26 protein-coding genes are annotated in these 23,039 nt (G+C 64.1%); 13 read left to right on the top strand and 13 right to left on the bottom strand.

The features are described from left to right. Nucleotides 1-8 precede the first annotated feature (8 nt). Both MJ601_RS05000 and MJ601_RS05005 read left to right on the top strand, forming a co-directional pair. The gene (locus MJ601_RS05000; RefSeq protein ID WP_242123921.1) at nt 9-803 is read left to right on the top strand and encodes an SDR family oxidoreductase; all 795 of its coding nucleotides are present in this window, start codon (nt 9-11) and stop codon (nt 801-803) included. A 150-nt stretch (nt 804-953) separates the two neighbouring features. Beyond that, nucleotides 954-1,331 (top strand): VOC family protein, encoded by a 378-nt coding sequence (locus MJ601_RS05005; RefSeq protein WP_242123923.1) that lies wholly within the window; start codon nt 954-956, stop codon nt 1,329-1,331. A gap of 46 nt (nt 1,332-1,377) precedes the next feature. Here the strand turns inward: MJ601_RS05005 and MJ601_RS05010 are convergent, their stop codons facing one another. The 3 genes from MJ601_RS05010 to MJ601_RS05020 all read right to left on the bottom strand — a co-directional run bounded on the left by MJ601_RS05010 (nt 1,378) and on the right by MJ601_RS05020 (nt 3,207). After that, entirely contained in the window at nt 1,378-1,803 is a 426-nt protein-coding gene (locus tag MJ601_RS05010; RefSeq protein ID WP_242123925.1) for a lipocalin-like domain-containing protein, read from the bottom strand. 77 nt (nt 1,804-1,880) lie between these two features. Then, on the bottom strand, nt 1,881-2,648 hold the full coding sequence (locus MJ601_RS05015; RefSeq protein ID WP_242123927.1) for an enoyl-CoA hydratase-related protein: 768 nt from the start codon (nt 2,646-2,648) through the stop codon (nt 1,881-1,883). A gap of 22 nt (nt 2,649-2,670) precedes the next feature. Then, nucleotides 2,671-3,207: a cupin domain-containing protein gene (locus MJ601_RS05020; RefSeq protein ID WP_242123929.1), complete on the bottom strand. Its 537-nt coding sequence runs from the start codon at nt 3,205-3,207 to the stop codon at nt 2,671-2,673. Nucleotides 3,208-3,323: 116 nt separating this feature from the next. Here MJ601_RS05020 and MJ601_RS05025 point away from each other — a divergent pair, with 116 nt between their 5' ends. From MJ601_RS05025 to MJ601_RS05035, 3 genes are read left to right on the top strand one after another with little or no spacing between them, the layout of a single operon-like run. Continuing rightward, the gene (locus tag MJ601_RS05025) at nt 3,324-4,334 is read left to right on the top strand and encodes an NADP-dependent oxidoreductase (protein ID WP_242123932.1); all 1,011 of its coding nucleotides are present in this window, start codon (nt 3,324-3,326) and stop codon (nt 4,332-4,334) included. A gap of 21 nt (nt 4,335-4,355) precedes the next feature. Beyond that, nucleotides 4,356-4,991 carry a flavin reductase family protein gene (locus MJ601_RS05030; RefSeq protein WP_242123934.1) on the top strand — a complete coding sequence of 212 codons (636 nt, stop codon included), beginning with the start codon at nt 4,356-4,358 and terminating at the stop codon, nt 4,989-4,991. Nucleotides 4,992-5,040: 49 nt separating this feature from the next. Continuing rightward, a complete protein-coding gene (locus MJ601_RS05035; protein ID WP_242123936.1) occupies nt 5,041-6,207 on the top strand; it encodes an acyl-CoA dehydrogenase family protein in 1,167 nt (388 codons plus the stop codon). Nucleotides 6,208-6,233: 26 nt separating this feature from the next. Here MJ601_RS05035 and MJ601_RS05040 read toward each other — a convergent pair whose 3' ends face one another. Further along, a complete protein-coding gene (locus MJ601_RS05040) occupies nt 6,234-6,785 on the bottom strand; it encodes a hypothetical protein (protein ID WP_242123938.1) in 552 nt (183 codons plus the stop codon). A gap of 227 nt (nt 6,786-7,012) precedes the next feature. Here MJ601_RS05040 and MJ601_RS05045 point away from each other — a divergent pair, with 227 nt between their 5' ends. The 5 genes from MJ601_RS05045 to MJ601_RS05065 all read left to right on the top strand — a co-directional run bounded on the left by MJ601_RS05045 (nt 7,013) and on the right by MJ601_RS05065 (nt 11,236). Then, on the top strand, nt 7,013-7,786 hold the full coding sequence (locus MJ601_RS05045) for an IclR family transcriptional regulator (RefSeq protein WP_242123940.1): 774 nt from the start codon (nt 7,013-7,015) through the stop codon (nt 7,784-7,786). A 22-nt stretch (nt 7,787-7,808) separates the two neighbouring features. Then, the gene (locus MJ601_RS05050) at nt 7,809-8,789 is read left to right on the top strand and encodes an acyl-CoA dehydrogenase family protein (protein ID WP_242123942.1); all 981 of its coding nucleotides are present in this window, start codon (nt 7,809-7,811) and stop codon (nt 8,787-8,789) included. Next, nucleotides 8,786-9,940, top strand: a complete 1,155-nt coding sequence (locus MJ601_RS05055) for an acyl-CoA dehydrogenase family protein (protein ID WP_242123944.1) — start codon at nt 8,786-8,788, stop codon at nt 9,938-9,940. Before MJ601_RS05050 ends, MJ601_RS05055 begins: the two co-directional genes overlap by 4 nt. A 100-nt stretch (nt 9,941-10,040) precedes the next feature. Then, entirely contained in the window at nt 10,041-10,439 is a 399-nt protein-coding gene (locus MJ601_RS05060) for a Zn-ribbon domain-containing OB-fold protein (RefSeq protein ID WP_242123947.1), read from the top strand. Then, nucleotides 10,436-11,236, top strand: a complete 801-nt coding sequence (locus MJ601_RS05065) for an enoyl-CoA hydratase/isomerase family protein (protein ID WP_242123949.1) — start codon at nt 10,436-10,438, stop codon at nt 11,234-11,236. Before MJ601_RS05060 ends, MJ601_RS05065 begins: the two co-directional genes overlap by 4 nt. Before the next feature lie 53 nt (nt 11,237-11,289). On the opposite strand, the gene MJ601_RS05070 is transcribed toward MJ601_RS05065, so the two are convergent. The 6 genes from MJ601_RS05070 to MJ601_RS05095 all read right to left on the bottom strand — a co-directional run bounded on the left by MJ601_RS05070 (nt 11,290) and on the right by MJ601_RS05095 (nt 16,794). Continuing rightward, nucleotides 11,290-11,892: a TetR/AcrR family transcriptional regulator gene (locus MJ601_RS05070; protein ID WP_242123951.1), complete on the bottom strand. Its 603-nt coding sequence runs from the start codon at nt 11,890-11,892 to the stop codon at nt 11,290-11,292. Nucleotides 11,893-12,142: 250 nt separating this feature from the next. Then, the gene (locus MJ601_RS05075) at nt 12,143-13,372 is read right to left on the bottom strand and encodes a CaiB/BaiF CoA transferase family protein (RefSeq protein ID WP_242123953.1); all 1,230 of its coding nucleotides are present in this window, start codon (nt 13,370-13,372) and stop codon (nt 12,143-12,145) included. Between the two features lie 32 nt (nt 13,373-13,404). Next, nucleotides 13,405-14,151, bottom strand: a complete 747-nt coding sequence (locus MJ601_RS05080; RefSeq protein ID WP_242123956.1) for an enoyl-CoA hydratase/isomerase family protein — start codon at nt 14,149-14,151, stop codon at nt 13,405-13,407. Between the two features lies 1 nt (nt 14,152). Then, on the bottom strand, nt 14,153-15,214 hold the full coding sequence (locus MJ601_RS05085) for a CoA transferase (RefSeq protein ID WP_242123958.1): 1,062 nt from the start codon (nt 15,212-15,214) through the stop codon (nt 14,153-14,155). 10 nt (nt 15,215-15,224) lie between these two features. After that, a complete protein-coding gene (locus MJ601_RS05090; protein ID WP_242123960.1) occupies nt 15,225-15,638 on the bottom strand; it encodes a Zn-ribbon domain-containing OB-fold protein in 414 nt (137 codons plus the stop codon). A gap of 10 nt (nt 15,639-15,648) precedes the next feature. Continuing rightward, nucleotides 15,649-16,794, bottom strand: a complete 1,146-nt coding sequence (locus MJ601_RS05095) for a thiolase family protein (RefSeq protein WP_242123963.1) — start codon at nt 16,792-16,794, stop codon at nt 15,649-15,651. A 403-nt stretch (nt 16,795-17,197) separates the two neighbouring features. On the opposite strand from MJ601_RS05095, the gene MJ601_RS05100 reads away from it, so the two are divergent. Then, on the top strand, nt 17,198-18,010 hold the full coding sequence (locus tag MJ601_RS05100) for a FadR/GntR family transcriptional regulator (RefSeq protein WP_242123965.1): 813 nt from the start codon (nt 17,198-17,200) through the stop codon (nt 18,008-18,010). A gap of 54 nt (nt 18,011-18,064) precedes the next feature. On the opposite strand, the gene MJ601_RS05105 is transcribed toward MJ601_RS05100, so the two are convergent. Continuing rightward, the gene (locus MJ601_RS05105) at nt 18,065-18,931 is read right to left on the bottom strand and encodes an SMP-30/gluconolactonase/LRE family protein (protein WP_242123967.1); all 867 of its coding nucleotides are present in this window, start codon (nt 18,929-18,931) and stop codon (nt 18,065-18,067) included. Nucleotides 18,932-18,953: 22 nt separating this feature from the next. Then, complete coding sequence (locus tag MJ601_RS05110; protein WP_242123969.1) at nt 18,954-19,751, bottom strand: enoyl-CoA hydratase/isomerase family protein; 798 nt, start codon at nt 19,749-19,751, stop codon at nt 18,954-18,956. Nucleotides 19,752-19,890: 139 nt separating this feature from the next. Here MJ601_RS05110 and MJ601_RS05115 point away from each other — a divergent pair, with 139 nt between their 5' ends. Then, nucleotides 19,891-20,694, top strand: a complete 804-nt coding sequence (locus MJ601_RS05115; protein WP_242123971.1) for a FadR/GntR family transcriptional regulator — start codon at nt 19,891-19,893, stop codon at nt 20,692-20,694. Between the two features lie 105 nt (nt 20,695-20,799). Further along, nucleotides 20,800-21,609 (top strand): enoyl-CoA hydratase-related protein, encoded by an 810-nt coding sequence (locus MJ601_RS05120; protein WP_242123973.1) that lies wholly within the window; start codon nt 20,800-20,802, stop codon nt 21,607-21,609. 143 nt (nt 21,610-21,752) lie between these two features. Here MJ601_RS05120 and MJ601_RS05125 read toward each other — a convergent pair whose 3' ends face one another. Then, nucleotides 21,753-23,021 carry a cytochrome P450 gene (locus MJ601_RS05125; RefSeq protein WP_242123976.1) on the bottom strand — a complete coding sequence of 423 codons (1,269 nt, stop codon included), beginning with the start codon at nt 23,019-23,021 and terminating at the stop codon, nt 21,753-21,755. Nucleotides 23,022-23,039 lie beyond the last annotated feature (18 nt).

Genomic DNA, 23,039 nt, shown 5'->3' on the forward strand with positions numbered 1-23,039 from the left:
GAGCGGACATGGATTTCGGCATCAAGGGAAAGGTCGCGCTGTCCAGCGGCGGATCGAAGGGCATGGGCCGGGCTGTGTCGATCGATCTGGCGCGCGAAGGTTGCAGGGTGGTGGTCTGCGCCCGGGGAGAGGAGGCGGTGGACGAGACCGTCGCGGATATCCGCGCCCGAGGCGGCGAGGCCGTGCCCGCCTATGTCGACATGGCCAAGAAGGACGGGATCGAGCGCGCCGTCGCCATAGCCCGCGAACATTGGGGATCGCCCGACATCGTCGTCGGCAATGTCTATGGGCCGCAGCATGGCCGATGGGAAGAGACCAGCGACGCCGATTTCCAGGAAGCCTATGACCAGATGCTGATGAGCCAGGTCCATCTGCTGCGCGCGGTGACCCCGGCGATGAAGGAGAAGGGCTGGGGCCGCATCGTCCTCATCGGTTCCACCTCCTCCAAGCAGCCGCACAAGGAACTGCCGCTGCTCACCGCCAACGTCACCCGCGTCGCGGCGGTGGCGCTCAACCGCAGCGTCGCCAATGAACTGGGCAGGTTCGGCATCACCATCAACACGATCGGCACCGGCGGCTTCGCGACCGAGCGTTATTACAGCTATATGCGCAAGACCGTGGAGGCGCAGGGCGGCGTGTTCGATGAGCGGGAGGCGGCGCGGCGGGAGGAAATCCCGGTCGGGCGCCTTGGCACGCCGGAGGAGATGGCGGCGGTGATCGCCTTTCTCTGCTCTGCCCGCGCCAGTTACGTCACCGGACAGTTCATCATGGTGGACGGCGGATCGGTGAACTCGCTAATGTGATACCATCGTGCTCGGTCTTCGACCGATTACAAACGGGTTTCGCTCAAGCGCCGTGCGGGCTTGACCAAGGGTAGATGAGTGAGGCTAGTCGAACCTTGCAATGATTCGCACGGCACATGCCGATGACACGGAAAAAGGGAGAAGAGAGACATGCCGGGATATAGCACGGTCGGTTCCAACAAGCTGCCCGAGGCGCTCGCATTCTACGATGCGCTGCTGGGGTCGATCGGTATCGGCAAGATGTTCGACCATCCCTCCGGCGGCCGCATCTATGCGGGCAAGGACGGCAGCTTCTTCGGCGTGCTTGGTCCCTATGACGGGCAACCGGCAACGGTGGGCAATGGCTCCATGACCGGCTTTCCGCTGGATTCGGAGGAGAAGATCGCTGCCTTCCATGCCAAGGCGCTGGAACTGGGCGGAACCTGCGACGGCGCGCCCGGCCCGCGTGGACCGGAAGGGGCGGGCATTTACTTCGCCTATGTGCGCGACCTCGACGGCAACAAGCTGTGCGCCTATAAGTTCGGCTGAACGGCCGGGTGCCCCGACCGGGGCATCCGCTTCCTGAAAATCTGGATCAATCGGACACGCGGCGCCATATCAGCGTGGATGGCATGGTGCCGACCGACTGTTTGACGGTCAGTTCCAGCTTGTCGTCGTAGAGGCGGGCATGCCGTTCCTGCAGGGTGCCGACCAGCGCCGGGTCCAGGCAGAAGCGGAAATCATGGGTGATGACCTGCCGTGCCTCGTCGATGCGATAGGGGCCGGAATAGGCCATGTAGTTGCGCGCAAGCGGTCCTGCCACATCATCGCCGCTGGCGTGATAGGGCACATCATGGTCCCTTGCGCGTCCGCCGCGCGCCATGTTCACGCTGACATAGCCGCGCGTGTAGACGATGCTGCCTTCGGGATGGCGGCCGAAGGGGCTGACCTGCCGCCCATCCTCCAGCGTGGCGATGAAGCTTTCCAGCTCCCATGCGCCCAATATCTTCTCTCCGATCATTCGTCCTGGCTTTCTGTGTGAAGGGGCGCGCTCCAGTTTTTTCGCATCGTTCCAGGCGCGCATTTCCAAACAGCCTCCTAGTGGAAGCGGCTGAAATCGGGCGGGCGTCGTTCGAGGAAGGCGGCGAAGGCCTCGGCGGCTTCCTCCGATCCGAGCCGTTCTTCGAATATCCTGTCCTCCACCGCCATCCGGGCTTGCAGCGCTGCGGCTTCGCGCATCAGGCGCTTGGTTGCGATCAGCGAGGCGGGCGGCTTGGCGGCGAGCCGGACGGCAAGCGCCCTGGCGGCCTCCCGCAATTCCTCCTTCGGGACGATGCGATTGGCAAGACCCCAGGCCAGCGCATCCTGGGCGCTCACCGGTTCGGCGAGCGCGAACATGGCGAAGGCACGGGCATGGCCGATCCGTTGCGGCATCAACAGGCTGGACCCGGCTTCGGGCACCAGCGCCAGATCCACGAAGGGCGTGACCAGCCGCGCGTCGGGGCTCATCAGCACCATGTCGCAATGCAGCAGCATCGTCGCCGCCACGCCGATCGCTCCGCCTTGCACCGCTACGACCAGCGGTTTTTCCGCTCGCGCGATCGCGGCGATGAAGCGCAGCACATTGCGCTCGTTCGGCGCGCCGCCATTATGCGCGGCGAATTCGCTGATGTCGTTGCCCGCGCTGAACATGTCGCCTTCGCCCCGGAACAGGATCGCGCGGACCGAACGATCCTCCTGCGTGGCTTCCAGCGTGTCGGCGAGAGTCTTGTACATGGCATCGGTCAACGCGTTCTTCTTGTCGGTGCGATCCAGCGTCAGCGTCAGCACGCCGTCGGCGCGCTCGACTTTCACATGATCGGTCATGATTCCTCCTGTCCTGTGAGGGTCAGCGCAGCGTCCAGCGCGTGTCGGGGACCGGCAGTGCCTCCGCCGCGTCGGACCAGAGCGTGACCCCGCCCGCGCCGCTCATCCGGTGCTTCCACCACCAGGGCAGGCGGGCGGGCATCGGGCAGGACAAGATCTCGATCCCCCGCTGTGCCAGCGTCCGTTCCCACAGCGCGACGTCGCCATTATAGGCCGACCCCTCGCCCGCGACGAAGCCGTAGAGCTCGCATCCTTCGGGCCCTGCCTCCCACGGCCCGAATATGTCGCCATATTCCAGCATGATGTGAGTGCCCGCGCGGGCGACGATATCGCCGCAGCGCAGGTCGCCCCGCAGGATCAGGTTGATATGGTCGCCATGATGGCCGTGGCTGGGGCTCCAGGCGCCCGGGTCCCAGCGGTTCCAGAAGGCGATGTAGCGGGGCGACAGCTCGATCCATTTTTCCCAGATCGACGCGATGGAGCCGTCCGCCAGACGGTAGCGCGTCATCTCCTCCGCCGGGATGTCGTCCAGATGCTTGAGGTCGGGACCGCCGCGCATCGCATGCTCTCCTTCTTTATCGTCGTGCCGCCATAGTGACGCCGCCCTGTCAGCTTGACAAGGTTAACCTGGTAAGCAAGCTGCCCGCCCAACCACAGTCAGGAGAAGGAATCGCCATGGCCGTCAACCGCCGCTTCACGCTCGTCTCGCGGCCCGACGGGGCGCCCCGCCCGTCCGATTTCCGGCTGGTGGAGGAGGCGGTGCCGGTCATAGGAGAGGGCGAATGCCTGATCCGCAACCATTATATCTCGATCGATCCGGCGATCCGCACGTGGCTCAATCAGGAGGATACCTATATGCCCGCCATCGCCGTGGGCGACGCGCTGCGGGCATCGACGCTGGGCGTCGTGGAGGCGAGCAACCATCCCCGGCTGAAGGTCGGCGACTGGGTGCAGGGACTGAACCGGATAGAGGATTATTCGGTCTGCGGGCCGGATGGCGCCAATGGCCGCGTGGATGTGAGCCGCGTGCCTTCGCCCAGCGCCTTCCTGTCGGTCGCGGGCGGGACGGGGCTGACCGCCTGGTTCGCGGTGGAGGAGGAGTTGCAGCCCAAAGCGGGCCAGATGCTGCTGGTCAGCGGCGCGGCGGGCGCGGTGGGATCGATCATCGGCCAGCTGGCGCGCGGACGCGGGGCGCGGGTGGTCGGCATAGCGGGCGGCCCGGCCAAATGCGCGCGCCTGGTCGAGCGATATGGCTATGACGCGGCGGTCGATTACAAGGGCAAGGATGTCGACGCCCTGCGCGCCGCCATCGCGCAGGCCTGTCCCGATGGCGTCGACCTGCTGTTCGAGAATGTCGGCGGCATCTGCCTCGACGCCGCGCTGCTCAACATCAATCAGGGCGGGCTGGTCGTCGTTTGCGGCCTGATTTCGGAATATAATGGCGAACCCTATGGCACCCGCCAGCTCATTCGCCTGCTGATGCATTCGGTCGCGATGCGCGGCTATGTTCTGCCCAAATATGCGGCGCGGCTGGGCGAGGGGCGCAAGGCGCTGATTGACCTCGTGGCGCGCGGCGAGCTGGTCTATGACGAGCATGTGGAGGAAGGGATGGAGAATGTCCTGCCTGCCTTCATGCGCCTGTTCGACGGCTCGAACGAGGGCAAGATGGTGGTGAAGCTGGTCTGAGCCGGCCGGAAGGGAAAAGCGATGCGCTTCGTGATGGCCGACCTGCCAGTGCGGGACCGATACAAGATACTGGTGTCGTCGGTGACGCCGCGCCCGATCGCCTGGGTGACGACGCTGGGGAAGAATGGCGTGGTCAATGCCGCGCCCTACAGCTTCTTCAACGCCATGGGCGACGATCCGCCGCTGGTCGTGCTGGGCCTGCTCAAGGATGTGAAGACGGGCGGCGACAAGGATACGGCGACCAATATTTTCGACACCGGCGAATTCGTCATCAACCTGGTCGCCGAAGATGACATCGAGGCGATGAACATGTCCTGCGTCGATGCGCCGCGCGAGGTAAGCGAGATCGACTATGCGGGTATCAAGACCGTGCCCGCCACCATGGTCGCGCCGCCGCTGATCGCGACGTCGCCGGTCAGCTTCGAATGCCGCCGGGTGGAGATGCTGGAGATCGGCCCGCGCCAGGTGATCGCCGTGGGCGAGGTGCTGGTCGCCCATGTCCGCGACGAATTCATCGCCGACCGGGAAAGGCTGCACCTTGACACCCCCGCCATGAAGCTGGTCGGCCGCATGCATGGGCCGGACGTCTATCTCCGCAACAGCGACACTTTCCGCGTGCCGCGCGGCCGCTACGACCCCGCTGACGCCAAGGGATGAGGCGCATCGGGATCGCCAGGTAAGAATATCATCAGAGGATCGAGGATTTATGAGCATTTCGCAGGAAGTCAGGACGCTCGCGGACAAGGTGGAGGTGTTCGTGCGCGAGGTCATCGTCCCCTATGAGAAGGATCCCCGCCGCGACCATCATGGCGGGCCGCTTGATGAAATGGTGTTCGAGATGCGGGAAAAGGCGCGCGAAGCGGGCGTCCTCACCCCGCATATCCGTGCCGACGGATCGCACCTGACCCAGCGGGAGACGGCGCATGTCCTGATCCGGTCGGGCCTGTCGCCGCTCGGCCCGCTCGCCTGCAACACCAGCGCGCCGGACGAGGGCAATATGTATCTGCTCGGCAAGGTCGGTAGCCCCGAACTCAAGGAACGGTTCCTGAAACCGCTGGTGGAGGGGCGGGGCCGCTCCGCCTTCTTCATGACGGAGCCGGATGGCGGGGCGGGGTCCGACCCGTCGATGATGAAGACCAGCTGCCGCCCCGACGGCAATCATTGGGTGATCAGCGGGCGCAAGACCTTCATCACCGGGGCGGACGGGGCCAGCGTCGGCATCGTCATGGCCAAGGCGGATGAGGGAGCCTGCATGTTCCTGGTCGACCTGCCGCATCCCGCGATCCGCATCGAACATGTGCCCAACACCATCGACAGTTCGGTGCCCGGCGGCCATGCGACGATCACGATCGACAATCTGCGCCTGCCCGCCGACCAGATGCTGGGTGAGCCGGGCGAGGGTTTCAAATATGCGCAGATCCGCCTCAGCCCCGCGCGCCTTTCACACTGCATGCGCTGGCTGGGCGGCTGCATCCGCGCCAATGAGATCGCGACCGACTATGCCAACCGGCGCATGGCCTTCGGCAAGACGCTGATCGATCATGAGGGCGTGGGCTTCATGCTAGCGGACAATCTGATCGACCTGAAGCAGGCGGAGCTGATGACCGACTGGTGCGCGGGCGTGCTCGATACCGGCGTGCTGGGCACGGCGGAAAGCTCCATGGCGAAGGTCGCCGTGTCGGAGGCGCTGATGCGGGTGGCGGACCGCTGCGTCCAGGTGATGGGCGGCACCGGCGTCACGGACAAGACCATCGTCGAGCAGATGTTCCGCGAGATCCGCGCCTTCCGCATCTATGACGGCCCGACCGAGGTGCATAAATGGAGCCTGGCCAAGAAGATCAGGCGCGACTGGAAGGCCGCGCAGGCGGGTTGAAAAGGACCGTCGGACGCCGGTAGCCGTCAGCTGTTCCAACTGGCTTCGAAACGCTCCAGGACCCGCAGGACTTCGGGCGGGACGGTATAGACCGCCAGCCGCTGCGCGCCGCGATTTTCATGGTCGACGCGATAGCCCTGATAATGGCGTTTCACCAGGCCCGCGCGCACCAGTTCCGACACGGCGCGGCTGACCGCCGTCTTGCCCGACGCGCATATGCGGTTCGCGATCTCGGTCTCGGCCAGTTTCTCGGCCGCCGCGTCGTCGGTGGGACGCGGCCGTTGCTCCCTGATCTCGCGCCGCACCTGCTCTCGCAGGCTTTGCCGCCGGTGGTGCCGCTCCGCGCTGGGCATGATCGCGGCGGCCAGCCATTCGCGGATGGGCACAAGCCGCTCGCCTTCCCTGACATAGGGGCCGGCCACGCCGCTGCCCCTGCCGGCCCGCGCGATCAGGTCCAGCACCATGAAAGTGTAGCGCGGCCGTGCGGAATGGCTGGCGATCGCCTGCATCAGGCCGGGGAAGCCGGGCGCGACATGGGCCTCGGCGGGAGGGCGAAGATCCAGTTCCAGGTTCATCATGCGAACGAATCAAGCACAAAGGCGCCCCGATGGGAATCCTCGATCTGCGTTCCGGGGGAATGGCCCGTCCATTTGCCACCCGTGTCACTTTACCCGGAACGCCAGGCAAAGTGACACAAATGGCATGTTGGGAAGGTTCGAAGGAGGCCCTCGACTCTCCAAAGCAGTTGTAAAACCCATTTAACTATGCGAATACTCATTCATGATCGTGAATGAACGGGAACCGCATGGGTGATCTACGCGCCGCCGCGCCAGCGCGCGCGCCCGTCAGTTCGGTCGTTCAGGCCATGGCGATTCTGCGGCATCTGGCTTCGCTTTCGGAAGGTGCGGGCGTGAACGGCATCGCGCGGGCGACGGGCATCAATCCCAGTTCCTGTTTCAACGTCCTGCGCACATTGCTGCTGGGCGGGATGGTCACGTTCGATCCCGCGACGAAGCTCTATAGGCTGGGGCCGGGCGTGGTGGACCTGGCCCGGCGCGCGATGGGGGGCGAATCCTTGGTTCGTCTGGCGCGGGCGCCGATGGCGCGGATCGCCGAGCGCTATGAAGCGACGATCGGTCTCTGGCGTTCCAGCGGGCGTGACCGGCTGACGCTGATCGAACTGGCGGAAAGCGGCGCTGCCACACGCATCCATTTGATGATCGGGCAGCGGCAGCCCGCGGTGGCCGGGGCCACCGGCCGCGCTGTCCTGGCGGCGCGCGGCGTGGACCGGGATGCGGTGGCGCGCGCCTATGGCGAGGTCCGCTGGCGGCAGGCGCCGGGCGAGGACGCCTTCTTCGCGCAGGTCGAACAGGCGCGGCAGCGCGGTTGGGCGGAGGACCATGGCAATATCAATCATGGGATTTCGACCGTGGCGGCGACAGTCACCGACATAGACGGCGAGGTGCGTTTTGTGCTTTCAGCGTCGATATTCAGCGGACGCGAGGGAGAGGACCTGGCGCCGATGGGCACCGACCTGCGCGCGCTGGCAAGACAGTTGAACGAAGCCATAACGGATTAACAAGGCAGGAAGGAAAAGAATCTTGTCCACGACGGATGGAGAGATGCTGCTGGATGTGGTGGACCGGTTGTTCACCGATCTGACGGAAGATGGCGCGATGCGGCGCGCGCGCGCGGGCGAATGGCTGGGTGAGGCATGGTCGGCGGTCGAGGAAATGGGCCTGCCGCTGGCGCTCGTGCCGGAGGAGAAGGGTGGCTTCGGCATTGCAGCGTCCGACGCGCTAGCGATCGTGCGGCTGACCGGGCGCCATGCCTTGCCGCTGCCGCTGGCGGAAACCATGCTGGCCAATCATCTGCTGGCCGAGGCGGGCCTGCCGCTCGCCCAGGGGCCTGCGAGCATCGCGGTGGCCGCCGGCGCTCCTGTTCCATGGGGTCGCTTCGTTCGCACGCTGGTCCGGGAAACGTCCGGCGGCGGGGTCGAGCGCGTCGATAGCTGGACCGTCACGCGGGAAGGGCGCAATCTCGCCAACATGCCGCGCGATGCGGTTGCTTTCGCGACGGACGGTTCGGCCGCAACGCATGGCGGCCTGCCCGTTCTGGCGGCGGGTGCGGCGATCCGCGCGCTCCAGATCGCAGGCGCCATGGAGCGCGTCGTCGAACTGACCGCCACCCATGTTTCGGAACGCCAGCAATTCGGCCGTCCGATCTCCAAATTCCAAGTCGTTCAGCACGAAATCGCCAAGCTGGCGTCGGAAGCGGCCGCCGCTTCGGCCGCAGCCGACATGGCGGCCGAAGGTTTCCTGCGCGGTGCGGCCGGCGGACTTGCCATTGCGGCGGCGCGGGTGCGCTCGGGCGAAGCGGTCGGCATCGGCACCAGCGTGGCTCAGCAGATGCACGGCGCCATCGGCTTTACCGAAGAACATCGGCTGCATTGGTACACGACATCGCTGTGGAGCTGGCGCGACGAGTTCGGCACCCACAGCCATTGGGCGCAGAAACTTGGCGCGGCCGCCCTGGCGGCCGGGGGCGCGCAATTCTGGCAATTCGTGACGGAGGCCGCATGATGGACGCTATTCATTTCGCTTCGCCGCCCCGGCATGAGGGCGCGGAAACCCTGCGGCAGGAAGTCCGTGCATTCCTCGCCGAACAGCTCAAAGACCGTTCGCCGCTGCGCAAGTCGGACAGCTGGAACGGCTTCAGCCGGGAATTCAGCCGGGCGATGGGGCAGCGCGGCTGGCTCGGCATGACCTGGCCCAAGCGCTATGGCGGCCATGAACGCAGCGCCTTCGAACGCTATGTCGTGGTGGAGGAGATATTGGCGGCGGGCGCGCCGGTCGCCGCCCACTGGATCGGCGACCGGCAGAGCGGGCCGACCATCCTCGCCTATGGCACGGAGGAGCAGAAACAGACGCTGCTGCCCCGGATCGCGGCGGGCGAACTGGTGTTCTGCATCGGCATGAGCGAGCCGGACTCGGGCTCGGACCTTGCCGCGACGCGGACCCGCGCCGAACGTGTGGAGGGCGGCTGGAAGGTGACCGGCACGAAGCTGTGGACCACCAACGGCCATAATGCCGACTGGATGATCCTGTTCTGCCGGACCTCGGGCAGCACGGCGGACCGGCAGGCGGGAACCAGCCAGTTCCTGGTCGATTTGAAGAACACGCCCGGCGTCACCATCCGTCCGATCATCGACCTCGCCGGACAGCATCATTTCAACGAGGTGCATTTCGATGGCGCGCTGCTGCCGCCCGACGCCCTGTTGGGGACGGAAGGGCAGGGGTGGAATCAGGTGATGGGCGAACTGGCGTTCGAACGGTCCGGCCCCGAACGCTTCCTGTCCTCGATCCAGCTGATCGTCGAACTGGTGAATGTGCTTTCGGGCCGCGACAGCGATCTGGCACGCGCCGCCGTCGGCCGGCTGGTCGCGCACTTGCTCGTGCTGCGCCGTCTGTCGCGGGGCGTGGCGGCGATGCTGGAGGCGGGGGAGAATCCTGCCATCCACGCCGCCATCGTCAAGGATCTGGGCGCGGTGTTCGAACAGTCGGTGCCGGAAATCGCCCGTACGCTGGTGGATGCCGAACCCGATATCGGGTCCGATCACGCCTTCCAGGCGGTGCTGGCCAATATCATGCTCAACGCGCCCAGCTGGTCGCTGCGCGGCGGCACGCGGGAAATCCTCCGCGGTATCATCGCACGGGGTATCGGGCTGCGCTGAAAACTGGCAGTGCGAACAGGCATGAAGGGCGGCGGGCGTTGATCGTCCCGCCGCCGGGTCCGTTTCAGGCGGGCCGATAAGAACAAGGAAAGGAATATCGATGCGTCTGCTGCCGGAACTCACCCCTGAAACCACCGCTTTCTGGACCGGCGGCGAGAGGGGCGAACTGCTGATCACCCATTGCGACGCCTGCGACCATGCGATCCATCCGCCCGAGCTGATCTGCCCCAAATGCCTCAGCCGCTCGGTCACGCCCAAGCCTGCGTCAGGCAAGGGAACGATCCTGACCGTTACCGTCAATCACCAGCCCTGGATGCCGGGACTGGAGGTGCCCTATGCGCTCGCCATCGTCGCGCTCGACGACCAGCCGCATGTCCGCATCACCTCGCGCATCGTCGGCATCGCGCCTGACGAGGTGGCGATCGGCATGCCGGTCGAAGTGACCTTCGAGCAGGTCGAGGATGTGTGGATGCCGCAATTCCGTCCGGCAGGCGCATGACGGCCATGGCCTATGAGGATATTCGTGTAGAGGTGGACGGCGCGGTCGGATCGATCATCATCGATCGCGGCGTCCACCGCAATTCGCTGCGGCCGCAATCCCTGGGGGAAATAGCCGCGGCCGTGGACCAGCTGGTCGCCGACGGCAGGGTCCGGGCCATCGTCTTCCGTGCCGATGGCGAGCATTTTTCGGCGGGCGCCGACTTCGCCTTTCTCGGCAAGATCACGAAAATGAGCGCGGCCGAGATACGGGAGCAGGTCTACACCTATTTCCAGGGCGCGGCGCGGCGGCTCTATAATTGCCCCAAGCCTGTTGTCGCCGCGGTGCAGGGCGCCGCCATCACCGTGGGATGCGAACTGTCGCTGGCCTGTGACTTCCGCATCGTCGCGCAGGGCGCCTTCTTCCAGGAAAGCTGGGTGAAGCTTGGCATATTGCCACCGCTGGGTGGCCTGTTCCTGCTGCCGCGCCTGATCGGCCTTGGCCGGGCAACGCAGATGGCGCTGCTGGGCGAGAAGGTGGAGGCGGAAGAAGCGAAGCGGATCGGACTCGCGTCGGAAGTCGTGCCGATCGAGCGGCTGAACGATCGCGCCCATGAACTCGCCCGAGAGCTGGCGGACATGGCGCCGATGGCGCTGGCAGCGGTGAAACGCGGCCTGCGGCGTGGGCTGGAAACGGGCATGGAAGCAGAGTTCGACGCCAATGTCGCCGCTCAAGCGATGCTGCTGTCCAGCGAGGATTTCAAGGAGGGCCTGGGTTCCGTGATGGAACGGCGTTCACCTGTCTTCAAGGGACTTTGAAGCCGGAGCGAAGCTCCATCGAGGTCATGCGAAGACGGGCGCGTGATCCGGGGTCAGGCGACAGCGCCGGATCTGAGCCGCGCATAGACTTGCTCCAGCAACAGTGACCAGTTCCTGGCGAAATCGTCATCCTGCGGCTTCCGGTCGGTGACGATTTCGGCGATCTGCGGCAGCAGTGCCGGGATGAGCGCGAGGCCGAACATCGCCAGGCGAAGTGCTTCCGGGTCGAAGACCGGGTCGATTTCACCGGTCTGTTGCGCTGTCCTGATGGTTTCGACGCCGCGCTTGTATACGCGGCGGCGGGCGTCCTCCAGATGGATTTCGCCGCTGGTTTCGAGCGCTTCGAACATCAGCAGCCTGATCCACTGGCGTCCGACGGAGCCGCGTACCGCCTCGAACAGTCCGAGCGACCGGTCCAACGCGTTGCGGGGCCGCGACGAAGCCTCCGCTTCCTCCAGCTCGGAGCCAAGCTGAAGCCGCCCGACCATATCGGTCAATACCGCTGCGTAAAGCTGCTGCTTGCTGCCGAAATAATGATAGATCAGCTGCTTGTTGACCTGAGCCTTGTTGGCGATCGCGTCGATCCGCGCACCGGCAAAACCACGCTCGGCGAATTCCTCGCTGGCGACCTGCAGCAGGCGAACCTTCGAAGGCACGGCGGCTTTCGCCTTCGCTGCCCTCGACTTCCGGACAGTCCTGGTTGCGGTGACCAGCGAGTCTGTTTTCCGCCTTGTCGCGACCCGCTTGCCGGCCGGTTGATGCTCTGTCATCAATCTCTGTCCGAACGGTTGGTCGAAATCTGTCTCATTGGTCCAGCATCGCGGCTTCGGACGCATCTGTCAAACGGGATCAACCCGGCGCCAGCGCCGTGATTACGCCGTCGCAACGGAAAGCCGCCACGGTCCTTCACTGGCTTTCGGGCAGATCCTCCATCAGCAGGCCGGCTGCGATGGCCCGATCCACCTCGTCGTCCGGCAATCCCAGCAGGTTGCGCATCACTTCACGGCTATGTTCGCCCAATCGCGGCGCGGGGCGGCGGATCGCTGTCGGCGTCCGGCCGAACCGCGCGCAAAAGCCGCGCTGGCGATGCGCCGGGAAGGAAGGGCTTTCGACCGTTTGAAAGAAGCCAAGAGCATCGAGCTGCGGATCGTCCAGCATGCCTGGTGCATCCTTGACGGCCGCTGCGGCGATCCCGCGTTCGATGAGCACGGCCGCCAGTTCGTCGCGCTGCCAGCCGGCCGTCGCCTGCCGCAGCAGAGCGTCGATCTCGCCATGCCGGGCCTGCCGCAGCTCGATCGTGGCGAAGCGCGGATCGTCCGCCGCCGCCAGATCGAGCATGGCGCAGAGATCGGCCCATTGGCCGTCGGTCGCGATCGAAAGGGCAATCCACTGCTCCTCGCCCTGGCAGGGATAGACGCCCTGCGGCGCGAAGCCTTCGCTTCGGTTCCCCTGCGGCACATGCGGCGCATCCGGGTCGAAATCGATGAAATATTCACCGATCAGGAAGCTCACCACCTCGCGCTGCGACAGGACCACATGGATGGCTTCACCCGTCCGGTCGCGCTGCCGCAGTGCCGCGAGAATGGCACCGGGCGCGATGAAGGACACCACCTGATCGGGATAGTTGACATTGGCGCTCGACCAGCGTGGCGTCGCGGCATCATAGCCGGTCAGCGACATCAGCCCGCCCAGCGCATCCAGCGTCGATCCGAACGAGCTATAGCCAGCCTCCGGACCCGTGCTGCCCTGGCTGGTCAGCGAGGCGAGGATGATGTCCGGCTTCACCTTGCGCAGATCGTCGAAGCCGATGCCCAGCCGGTCGAGAACCCCGTTCCGGAAATTCTCGACGACGATGTCCGCCTTTGCCGCCATTTCCAGAAACAGGCGGCGGCCTTCGGGGTGCTTGAGGTCGAGCGCGACATCCTGCTTGTTGCGGTTGGCGGTCTGGAAAGGCGGGCTGGCGTTCAGGTCGGCTTGCCCGGATGCCGAGGAGGCCACCTGGGTCCAGCGCCGGAACGGATCAGGCCGCTCGGGCGCCTCGATCTTGATGACCTCGGCCCCCAGATCGGCCAAAATCTGCGACGTCACGGCCCCGGCCGTGATGATGCCCAGGTCCAGAACCCGGATATGCGCCAACGGGCCTGCTGATGGGGACGCCAGAGGACTCATCATTCCTGCGCCTGCGCCAGGGCCTGCTGCTTGGACCGGATCACCGCCGTCGAGCGGATGCCATAGTCCATGCCTGCCGCCCAATTCATGTCGAGAATGTCGCGAAACGCCTTCTTGTTATAGTCGAGCGCCACCGCATCGAACTGCGCGATATGCGCCGCCAGGGCTTCCGCGCGGGGCAGAAGTTCGGCGGGCGGAACCACCTCGTTGACGAGGCCCATGCGATAGGCGGTGGCTGCGTCGATCCGCTTGCCGGTGAACAGCATTTCGGCAGTATGCTTGGGCGTCAGCCGCTTGATCGTGCTCGGCCCGGCCAGCGCCGCGAAGATGCCCATGCCGATTTCCGGTATGCCGAAGGTCGCCGTCTCGGACGCGATCGCGAGTTCGCAATTATTGACCAGGGTCAGGCCGCCGCCCAGGGCAAAGCCGTTGACCGCGGCGATGAACACGGCCGAGTGGCGCGCGATGATATCCTGCGTCTGGTGCCAGCTGTCGGGCGCGTTGGCGGCGACGAGCGTTGGGCGATCCTTGTCCTTGATGTCGGCGCCCGAACAGAAGCTGACATCGCCCGCCCCGGTCAGCACGATGACCTTGCAGCGCTCTTCGCCGAGATGGTCCAACGCAGCCCACAGTTCCTTCTGCGCGGCATAGCTCATCGCGTTGCGCTTGTCGGGCCGGTTCAGCGTGACGATCGCATAGCCGTCCCGCTCGGTCACCGTCACCAGCTGTCCGAACTCACCTGCCATCTTATTGCCTTTCGAAAGTCGTTGCGGCGGCGCGCCCGTTCGTTTGCCGGGGACGTTCGCCGTTGAAGGTAAAGGGAAGCAGCGGTTGCAAGCTGCCGGAGATCGCATCGCGCGCCAGGAACCGCGTCGCTGCATATTGCGGCGAGACGTTGAGATCGGCGATCGTCTCGACCGCCCCCATCGGCACGCCATGCGCCTGCGCCAGATGATAGAGCTCGTGCTTCGGACGATTGCGGGTGAACTCGCTCAATATCGCCTTCAATTCAGGTTCGGCTGCCATGCGGCCGGCCTGGGTGGCGAAGCGCTCCTCGGTGAGGACCGGCGGAGAACCGAACATCTTGACGATCTGCTGCCAGTCGCGCGGATTGTAGAAAAAGGCCAGGTGCCCGTCGCTACATGGCAGGACCAGCGGACCGGTTTCGCGCCCGCGCGGCACGATCTCTCCCGCAGCCTGATAATAGACGGGGCCTTTCCACTCCAGCAGCGCGATCGCCTCCAGATCGGACAGTTCGATGCCCTGTCCCCGGGGCGTGGCGCCGTCCGCCTTTTCCCGGTCGCGATGGGCCAGCGCCGCCATCACGGCCGAAAAGGCCAGGAAGCCAGTGGAATAGGCCGCCTGACGGCCAGCGAGCATCAACGGCTCGCGAGCCGGGTCGCCCAGCAGTGCCAGCAACCCGCCCGCCGCCTGTGCGACGAGGTCGCTCGACGCTTGCCCGGCGCGGGGACCATGCGCGCCGAAGGCCGAGAAATGCGCATGGATAAGCCCGTCCGGCAATACGGGCATGTCGTCCGCCGATTGCGTCGTCAGCAGGATATCGGCGCTTTCCAGCCGGCGGGGCAGGTCGGCCTCCGCCAGCGTCTCCTTGCCCTGGTCCAGGAACAGGCTGGTCGCGCGGGCAAGGCGGCCCGGCCCGAAGCGGTCAGGCCGGGGTCCGCCGGTGACGAAGATGCGCGCGCCCAGTTCGCGCAGCAACTTGCCGCACATGGCGACGGCCGCACTCGGTCCGTTTTCGACGACGGTAAGGTCTGCCAGTGGACCCTTTTCGGCATTGGCGGAAGTCATGCGCCGACGATCAGGCCGCTGGCTCGAAAACCGGCAGCCAGCTTCCTTCCTTGGCGGGCACGAAGGTCGCCCTCAGCGGCATGTCGCGTTTCAGCGCTTCGCGATCGACGCCGGTGACCGTGCTCATCATGAACGGTCCTTCCTCCAGTTGAACGAACGCCACGACATAGGGCACATCGTCCTTGAAGCTCTTGAAATAGACCTGATGCATCACGACCCAGGACCAGAGCGTGGCGCGGCCGCTCATGGGCTTCCATTCATAATCCTGCTCCAGGCAGCGCGGACAATGTTCGGCAGCCGGAAACCAGATATTGCCGCAGCTGTTGCAGCTCTGCAATTTGATGACACCCTCCGCGCCGGCCTCGAAATAGGGCCGGTTGAGATCGGTGATCGGCGGAAAGGGCTTGGTATATTCGGTGGTCATGGACAGCTCCTCAACCGCGACGGAGAATGTGGGAGGTCACGATGGGCGACACGCAGATATATTGCGCAATCTCGCAGTCGGACACCTGCCGGGCACCCGCCTCGCCGCGCAACTGGCGGACCGCCTCGATCTGGAGCGCCCAGCCCTGCATATAGCCTTCGGCGGTGTGGCCGCCGCTGGTGTTGATCGGCATTTCTCCGTTCAGTTCGATGCGTCCGTCGCGGATCCACTGCCAGCCTTCGCCGCGCGGCGCGAACCCGAAGCTTTCAAGCGAGAAGAGCATGATCGGCGTGAAATTGTCGTAGATCTGGACGCAGTCCATCTGGTCGGGCGTCAGTCCTGACTGCGCGTAGACCTTGTCGGCGACGAAGCGCGATGCTTCGTCGAAGAAGTCGGGCTTGGTATAGAAGTTCGTCAGGTCGCCGCTGGATGCGCTGGCGGATATCAGCACTGGGCGCTTCTTCAGATTCTTCGCGCGCTCCTTGGTCGTGACGATGATGGCCGCGCCGCCATCGTTGATCATGCAATAGTCATAGAGCCGCAGCGGATCGGCGATGTAGCGTGCCGCGAGATATTCCTCCTCTGTAATCTGTTCCTTCATGACCGCGATCGGGTTCAGCGCGGCATTCTTGCGGTTGCTGATCGCCAGCGGCGCGAGCGCGCCGTCGGGTGCGCCATAGATGCTGGCATAGCGCTGATACATCATGCCCACATAGGCGCCGGGGGAGGTCATGCCGTAGGCGAGGTCGTAATAGAGATGGTCGGGCGTTCCCGCGCCTGCCCCCCCATAGGTCATGGCCGCCGATCGGCCGTTATTGCCATAGATGCAGGCCACGGTCGTGGCGAGACCGGCGGCGATCAGTGCGGCGGCATGCTGGATCACCACGCCCGCCATGCGGCCGGACCCCTCATAGCCGTTTACCACCCGGACATGGCGCAGGTTCACCAGATCGCCGATCCGCTCGTAGGACGGCATGCGGCTGCACAGCAGCCCGTCAATATCCGACAGTTCGAGGCCCGAATCGTCGAGCGCCTGCTTCAGGGCGTCGATGCCCAGCGAATAGGAGGTCCGCGACGGATCGCGTTCCTTATATTGCGCGGCAAAGTCGGTCGTGCCCACGCCGACGATCGCGATATCTTCATTCAGGAATGCCACTCCGGCCATCCTCCCATAAGCGGCCATCCGCCGCGCTGATCACCATGTCCGGCGTCTGAATCCGGAAGCCTCATTTTGATATACAACCAGTTGGTTGATGTCAAACATCCGTTGGACGCCTCGGGTCATGCCGGCGAAGGCTTTGTTCACAAGATCGGCATTTAACGATCCTGAAATTGCTCTTGGATTGCGTATCAATTCCTGAAGATATGTCAAAACAATCAATGTTAAATTGTTTTATGATGACGTTTATCTATAAATAATTGGATAGATATCCATATTATATTTATGATCTATTGGACATGATTTGGATTTGATTGCAAATTTTATAACATGGATTATGTCCTAAAAACGTTGCAATTTCCGCAATATTCCTTAATCATGAACCCTTCAGGGGAGTGGAATGGATTTAATGAGCAGGAGCATTTCGGGCACCGACAGTGCCGAGCGGACGGACGCCTTTCAACTGCCGATGCGATTTCCCAAGACAGCGGAATTGCTCGCCGACGACATTCGCAACCGGATCATCCGAGGGGAATTGAAGGAAGGGGATTATCTCCCGCTGGAGGGAGAGTTGAAGTCTTCGCTGGGCATTTCGCGCCCGACATTGCGCGAGGCCTTCCGCATCCTGGAAGCTGAAAAGCTCATCAGCGTCGTTCGCGGATCGCGCACCGGCGCGCGGGTGCACCAGCCCACCGCCCAGGCGGTGTCCCGCTATGCGGGCTATGTGCTCCAGTCGCAGAACACGACGATCGGCGATATCTATGATGCGCGCCTCGCGATCGAACCCTTTTGCGCCTGGCGTCTGGCCAAGCGGAAGGACAAGAGTTCCGCCGATGTGCTGGAGGCGGAAGCCAACAAGCTGACGGCGATGGTCAATGAAGGGCGGCATACCGACTTCCTCATCGGACTGGTCGAATTCCACCGGCTGATCGTGCAGGAAACCGGCAACCGCACACTGCTGCTGATCACCACCATGTTGCAGGATGTGACCGCCCGTCACCAGATCGATCTGCAGCGCCGCCGTCCACTGGACCAGGAAACGCAGCGCAAGCGCGCGCATTGGGGCCTGCGTTCCTTCGCCAAGCTCATAGACCTGATCCGGCAGAGCGATCCGGAAGGCGCCGCCGCGCACTGGCAGTTGCACATCATCAACGCCAACCGGAACTGGGTTCCGAAGGAAGATCAAGGATTATTGTTGAACGTGCTGGGGTGACGGCCGGCCACATATGCGTTGCTGCCTGTCCATTTGCGGCCTCCATTCCCGACGTCAGGCGTTGAAGGCGAGCCGCAGTCCCGGCTCGTCCCAGCGTGTGCGGATCAGGCGGCCGGAAGTGGACAGGGTGATCCAGGCGTCGCGCATGTCCTCGCCGCCAAAGGCGATGTTGGTGACGAAGGGGTCGTCGAACGGCTGGTGACGGCTTTGTCCATCGGGCGTGAAGGTCGTGATGCCGCCCTGCCGCAATGTGCCGACGCAGATATGACCCGCAGCCGTGACCGCCAGGCTGTCCAGTTCCACCATGCCGGGCGCGGTCGCGATCAGGCGGGGGCGTTGCTTTTCCGCCTTGGCCGCGAACGCATAAAGGCGTGCCTGGAAGCTGTCGGCGACATACACCGTGCCGCCATCGGGCGAAAGCCCGACCCCATTATAGGAAATGGGATGGGTGAAGATCGGGGTGATGGCGCTGCCGTCCGCCTGGCAATGATAGAGGCCGCCCGTCTCCGCCAGCCGGTTGTAGCGTTTGCCCAGATCGGTGAACCACAGCCCGCCCGCGCTGTCGAAGACCAGATCGTTGGGCGCGCTGAGCACCAGGTCGCCGCAGCGTTCATAGAGCCGCTCGACCTTGCCCGTGGCCAGATCGATCCGTTCGATCCGTCCCTCCGCGCCCGGCCCGGTCCTGCTCTGGAAGCGCTCGAGGTCGAGTCCGCCCGCATTGCAGACATAGAGCGCGCCGTCCGGACCGATCGCCGCGCCATTGGGTCCACCGCCAGGCTGCGCGATCACTTCCTTGCGGCCGTTCCAGCAACGGGTGATCCGGCCCGCGGCCAGTTCCACCACGATGCAGGACCCGTCGGGCATGACCACCGGCCCTTCGGGGAAGTGCAGGCCTTCGGCGATGATGTCGACCTGTTCCATGACCATTGCCTCCCCGTTCCGTTCAGCGCATTTCGTAGGGTATCTTGCCCTGGCCCATCAGCGACCATCGGTCGACCTGGGCGATCCCGACGGGATTGCCCAGAAGGCAATATTTAAGACCCGTCTGAAGCGCGATCTGGCGCGGCTGGTCCAGCGATTCCCAGATCGCGCGCACCGAACCCTGGATCGCGGCGGGCGGCTTGGCGGCGATCTTGACCGCCAGTTCATGCGCCCGTTCCCACAGCCGGTCATTTTCCACCACTTCGGTGACCAGGCCGATACGCAGCGCCGTATAGGCCGAAATCCGCTCGTCATTGCCCAGCAGCGTCATGCGCAGCACATCGCCCAGCGGCATGCGATAGGTCGCGCCGATGGGTTCCAGCGCCGCGGTCATGCCATAGGTCACATGCGGATCGAAAAAGGCCGCATCCTCCGAACAGATGACGATGTCGCTTTCATTGATCCAGTAGAAGGCGCCGCCGCCCGCAAGGCCGTGCACCGCGCAGATCACCGGCTTCCAGCAGCGGTTGTGCTTGGGCCCCAGCAGATCGCCGGGGTCCCGCGCCGACCAGAGATTGTCGTGCATCAGGCTCTGGCCTTCCTGCTGCGTGACCTTTACGTCCGCGCCGGTCGAAAAGGCCTTGCCCTTGGCCGCGCGCAGCACGACGCAGTGGATGTCGTCATCGTCGCTGATCGCCTTCCACAGATAGGCGAATTCCTCCAGCATGCGCTTGGTGAAGCTGTTGTGTGAATCCGGACGGTTGATCGTCACGGTGGCGATGTGATTTTCCTTCTCCAGAAGGACCGTTTCGAATTCCATCCTCTTTCCTGTCCTACTACGTTATCTTCCTCAAACGATCATAGGACTCGTCAAGACGGAAGCGCAATCGCAAAGGGAATTGCAATTTTGCAGGACCGCCTTAATTTCGGGGCATTTCGCATAAGCAGAATGGATATTGATGGATAAGAGCATTTCGAGCACCGACAGTGCCGAGCGGGCGGACGCCTTTCAACTGCCGATGCGATTTCCCAAGACGGCGGAATTGCTCGCTGACGACATTCGCAACCGGATCATCCGGGGGGAATTGAAGGAAGGGGATTATCTCCCGCTGGAGGGAGAGTTGAAGTCTTCGTTGGGCATTTCGCGCCCGACATTGCGAGAGGCCTTCCGCATCCTGGAAACCGAAAAGCTGATCAGCGTCGTTCGCGGATCGCGCACCGGCGCGCGGGTGCATCAGCCCACCGCCCAGGCGGTGTCCCGCTATGCGGGCTATGTGCTCCAGTCGCAGAACACGACGATCGGCGATATCTATGATGCGCGCCTCGCGATCGAACCCTTTTGCGCCTGGCGTCTGGCCAAGCGGAAGGACAAGGGTTCCGCCGATGTGCTGGAGGCGGAAGCCAACAAGCTGACGGCAATGGTCAATGATGGGCGCCATACCGACTTCCTCATCGGACTGGTCGAATTCCACCGGCTGATCGTGCAGGAAACCGGCAACCGCACGCTGCTGCTGATCACCACCATGTTGCAGGATGTGACCGCCCGACACCAGGTGGACCTGCTGCGCCGCCGTCCGCTGGACCAGGAAACGCAGCGCAAGCGCGCGCATTGGGGCCTGCGTTCCTTCGCCAAGCTCATAGACCTGATCCGGCAGAGCGATCCGGACGGTGCCGCCGCGCATTGGCAGTTGCACATCATCAACGCCAACCGCAGCTGGGTTCCCAGGGAAGATGACGAACTGCTGCTGAATGTGCTGGACTGAAATGTGCGGAAGCGGATCGTGACTGATCCCGGCGCTTTTTGGTAGATTACCTAGTAATATATCATGTAGGAATGCCTCTTGCAGAGCTGACAAGAAGGTTTGGACATGACTGATCTAGGGGATACGGGGCCGCAGGTTCTGGTCGACAATGAAGGCGGCGTTCGCGTCATCACCCTCAACCGGCCGGACCGGCTGAATGCCCTGGGGGTGCGGATCATGGGCGAGCTGGCGGACGCCACGGCCGATGCCGCGCGCGATCCTTCCGTCGGTTGCGTCGTCGTGACAGGCGCCGGGCGCGGCTTTTGCGCCGGTGGGGACCTCAAGGATGGCGGTGGCCGTCCGGGACCGGCCACGCCCGATCATGGCGGCCGGTTCGAACAGGGCTTCACCCGCCTCAAAGGCTTTGTCGAAACATCGCGCCTGCTGCATGAAATGCCCAAGCCGACGATCGCGATGGTCAATGGTCCGGTGGCGGGTGCCGGCGTGGGCATTGCGGGCGCATGCGACCTGCGCTTCGCGGGCGAAAGCGCGACTTTCCTGACTGCTTTCGACCGGATCGGCGCGGGCGGCGATTTCGGATCGAGCTGGTTCTGGACCAAGATATTGGGCACGGGCGTCGCGCGGGAGCTGTTCTTCCTGAGCGAGAAACTGAGCGGCAGCGAAGCCTTCGCCAAGGGCATCTACACCCGCCTCTATCCCGATGCCGAACTGCGCGAGGCGACCATGGCTGTGGCCAGGAAGCTCGCCGACGGTCCGCGCATGGGCTATCGCTACATGAAGGCCAATCTCAACATGGCCGAAGATGCCGCCTTCGAAGCGGCGCTGGATCATGAAATACTGAATATGGGCCTGTCCACCTTCGCGACGGCGTCCATCCACAAGGCGATCAGGGAGGCCGAGGCCAAGGGCGGATAAGCGCCCCGCCTTTGTGGCTCACGAAAAACCCCCGCCGATGGTTCGGCGGGGGTTTTTCTTTGCCTAGCGGTTGTCCCGACCATGCCGGAACGTGGCCGTCAGGGCCGGTGTTCGATGGACCTGACCCATCGAACCGGTGTCCCTCACCAGGTCAGGCGCATGTTGCTGACCGACAGAAGGCTGGGCGACACGACCAGATCCTCCGCGCCCACCAGGCTGAACATCGGCACGCGGCGCAGCCAATGTTCCAGCGCGATCTTCATTTCCTGCCGCGCGAGATGCGCGCCCAGGCACAGATGCGCGCCGCTGGCCAGGGTGAAGTGCCGGTTTGCCTTGCGTTCAGGATCGAACTCGCGCGGATTGGGGAAGGCTTCCGGATCGAAATTGGCGACGGTGGCAAGGCCCATCACCCAATCGCCCGCCTTCATCTCCACGCCGTGCAGCGTCTGGTCCTTCATCAGCTGGCGCATATTGTTGACCAGCGGCTGGGTGCGGAGAAATTCCTCGATCGCGCTCGGAATGATCGACGGATTGTCGCGCAGCCGCTGCTGCAGGCCATGGTCCATCGCCAAACGGCGGAACATCTGCCCCAGGGTCGAAGCGACCGTATCCAGGCCGCCCAGCCACAGGAAGAACATCGTCCCGATCTTCTCGTCCGCGGTCATCGGCTTGCCGTCGACGATGCCGTTGACGATCTTCGACGTCAGCGTGTCGTCGGGATTCTGTTCCTTTTCCGCGATGAAGGCGCGCAGCCACGCCAGCACGCTGCGCACGGCAGCGCCCATGCGCTGGAAATCGCGGCTGTGCAGGATCTCATATTCCCACTCGAGAAACTGCTCCAGCACCGCATGGGGGAAGCCCATCAGGTTGAAGAACACCTTGACCGGGAAGATGCGCGCGAAATCATAGGCGAAATCCCCGCCGCCCTTGGCGAGGAATTCGTCGATCATGCTATCGCACAGGTCGCGAATATCCTTGTCCATCTGGGCCACCGCCTTGGCGGTGAACCAGGGATTGAGGAAGCGCCGGTAGGCTGAATGCTGCGCCCCGTTGAAGGATAGCGGGATGCATTTGAAGGTCTCGCCGATCAGCCGCTGGAAATCGGCCTGCCCGTTCGATCCATAGGTTTCGCTGTCCTGCAACAGCTTCGCACAGTCCTTGTAGCGGGTCAGTACCCACATGCCGCTCGTGATCCAGGTCTGGGGGAAGGGCGACCACATGACGGGCGGCGCGTCCGGCTCCAGAAGCTGCTGGGTATGGGCATAGGGTTCGGCCCCCGTCTGGGGGACCTGGCCCTGGAAGTTGCGGATGTCACGGATCAGGTTCCGCGGCACATGCGGCGGTGCCGGAACATCCAGCACTTCTGGACCGTAGGAAGGCTCGGTCGCCATCACTTCGGCTAGCTCTGCCATGTCACTCTCCTCGCGTCA

Source organism: Sphingobium trunci, assembly GCF_022664535.1.
Classification (GTDB): Bacteria; Pseudomonadota; Alphaproteobacteria; order Sphingomonadales; family Sphingomonadaceae; genus Sphingobium.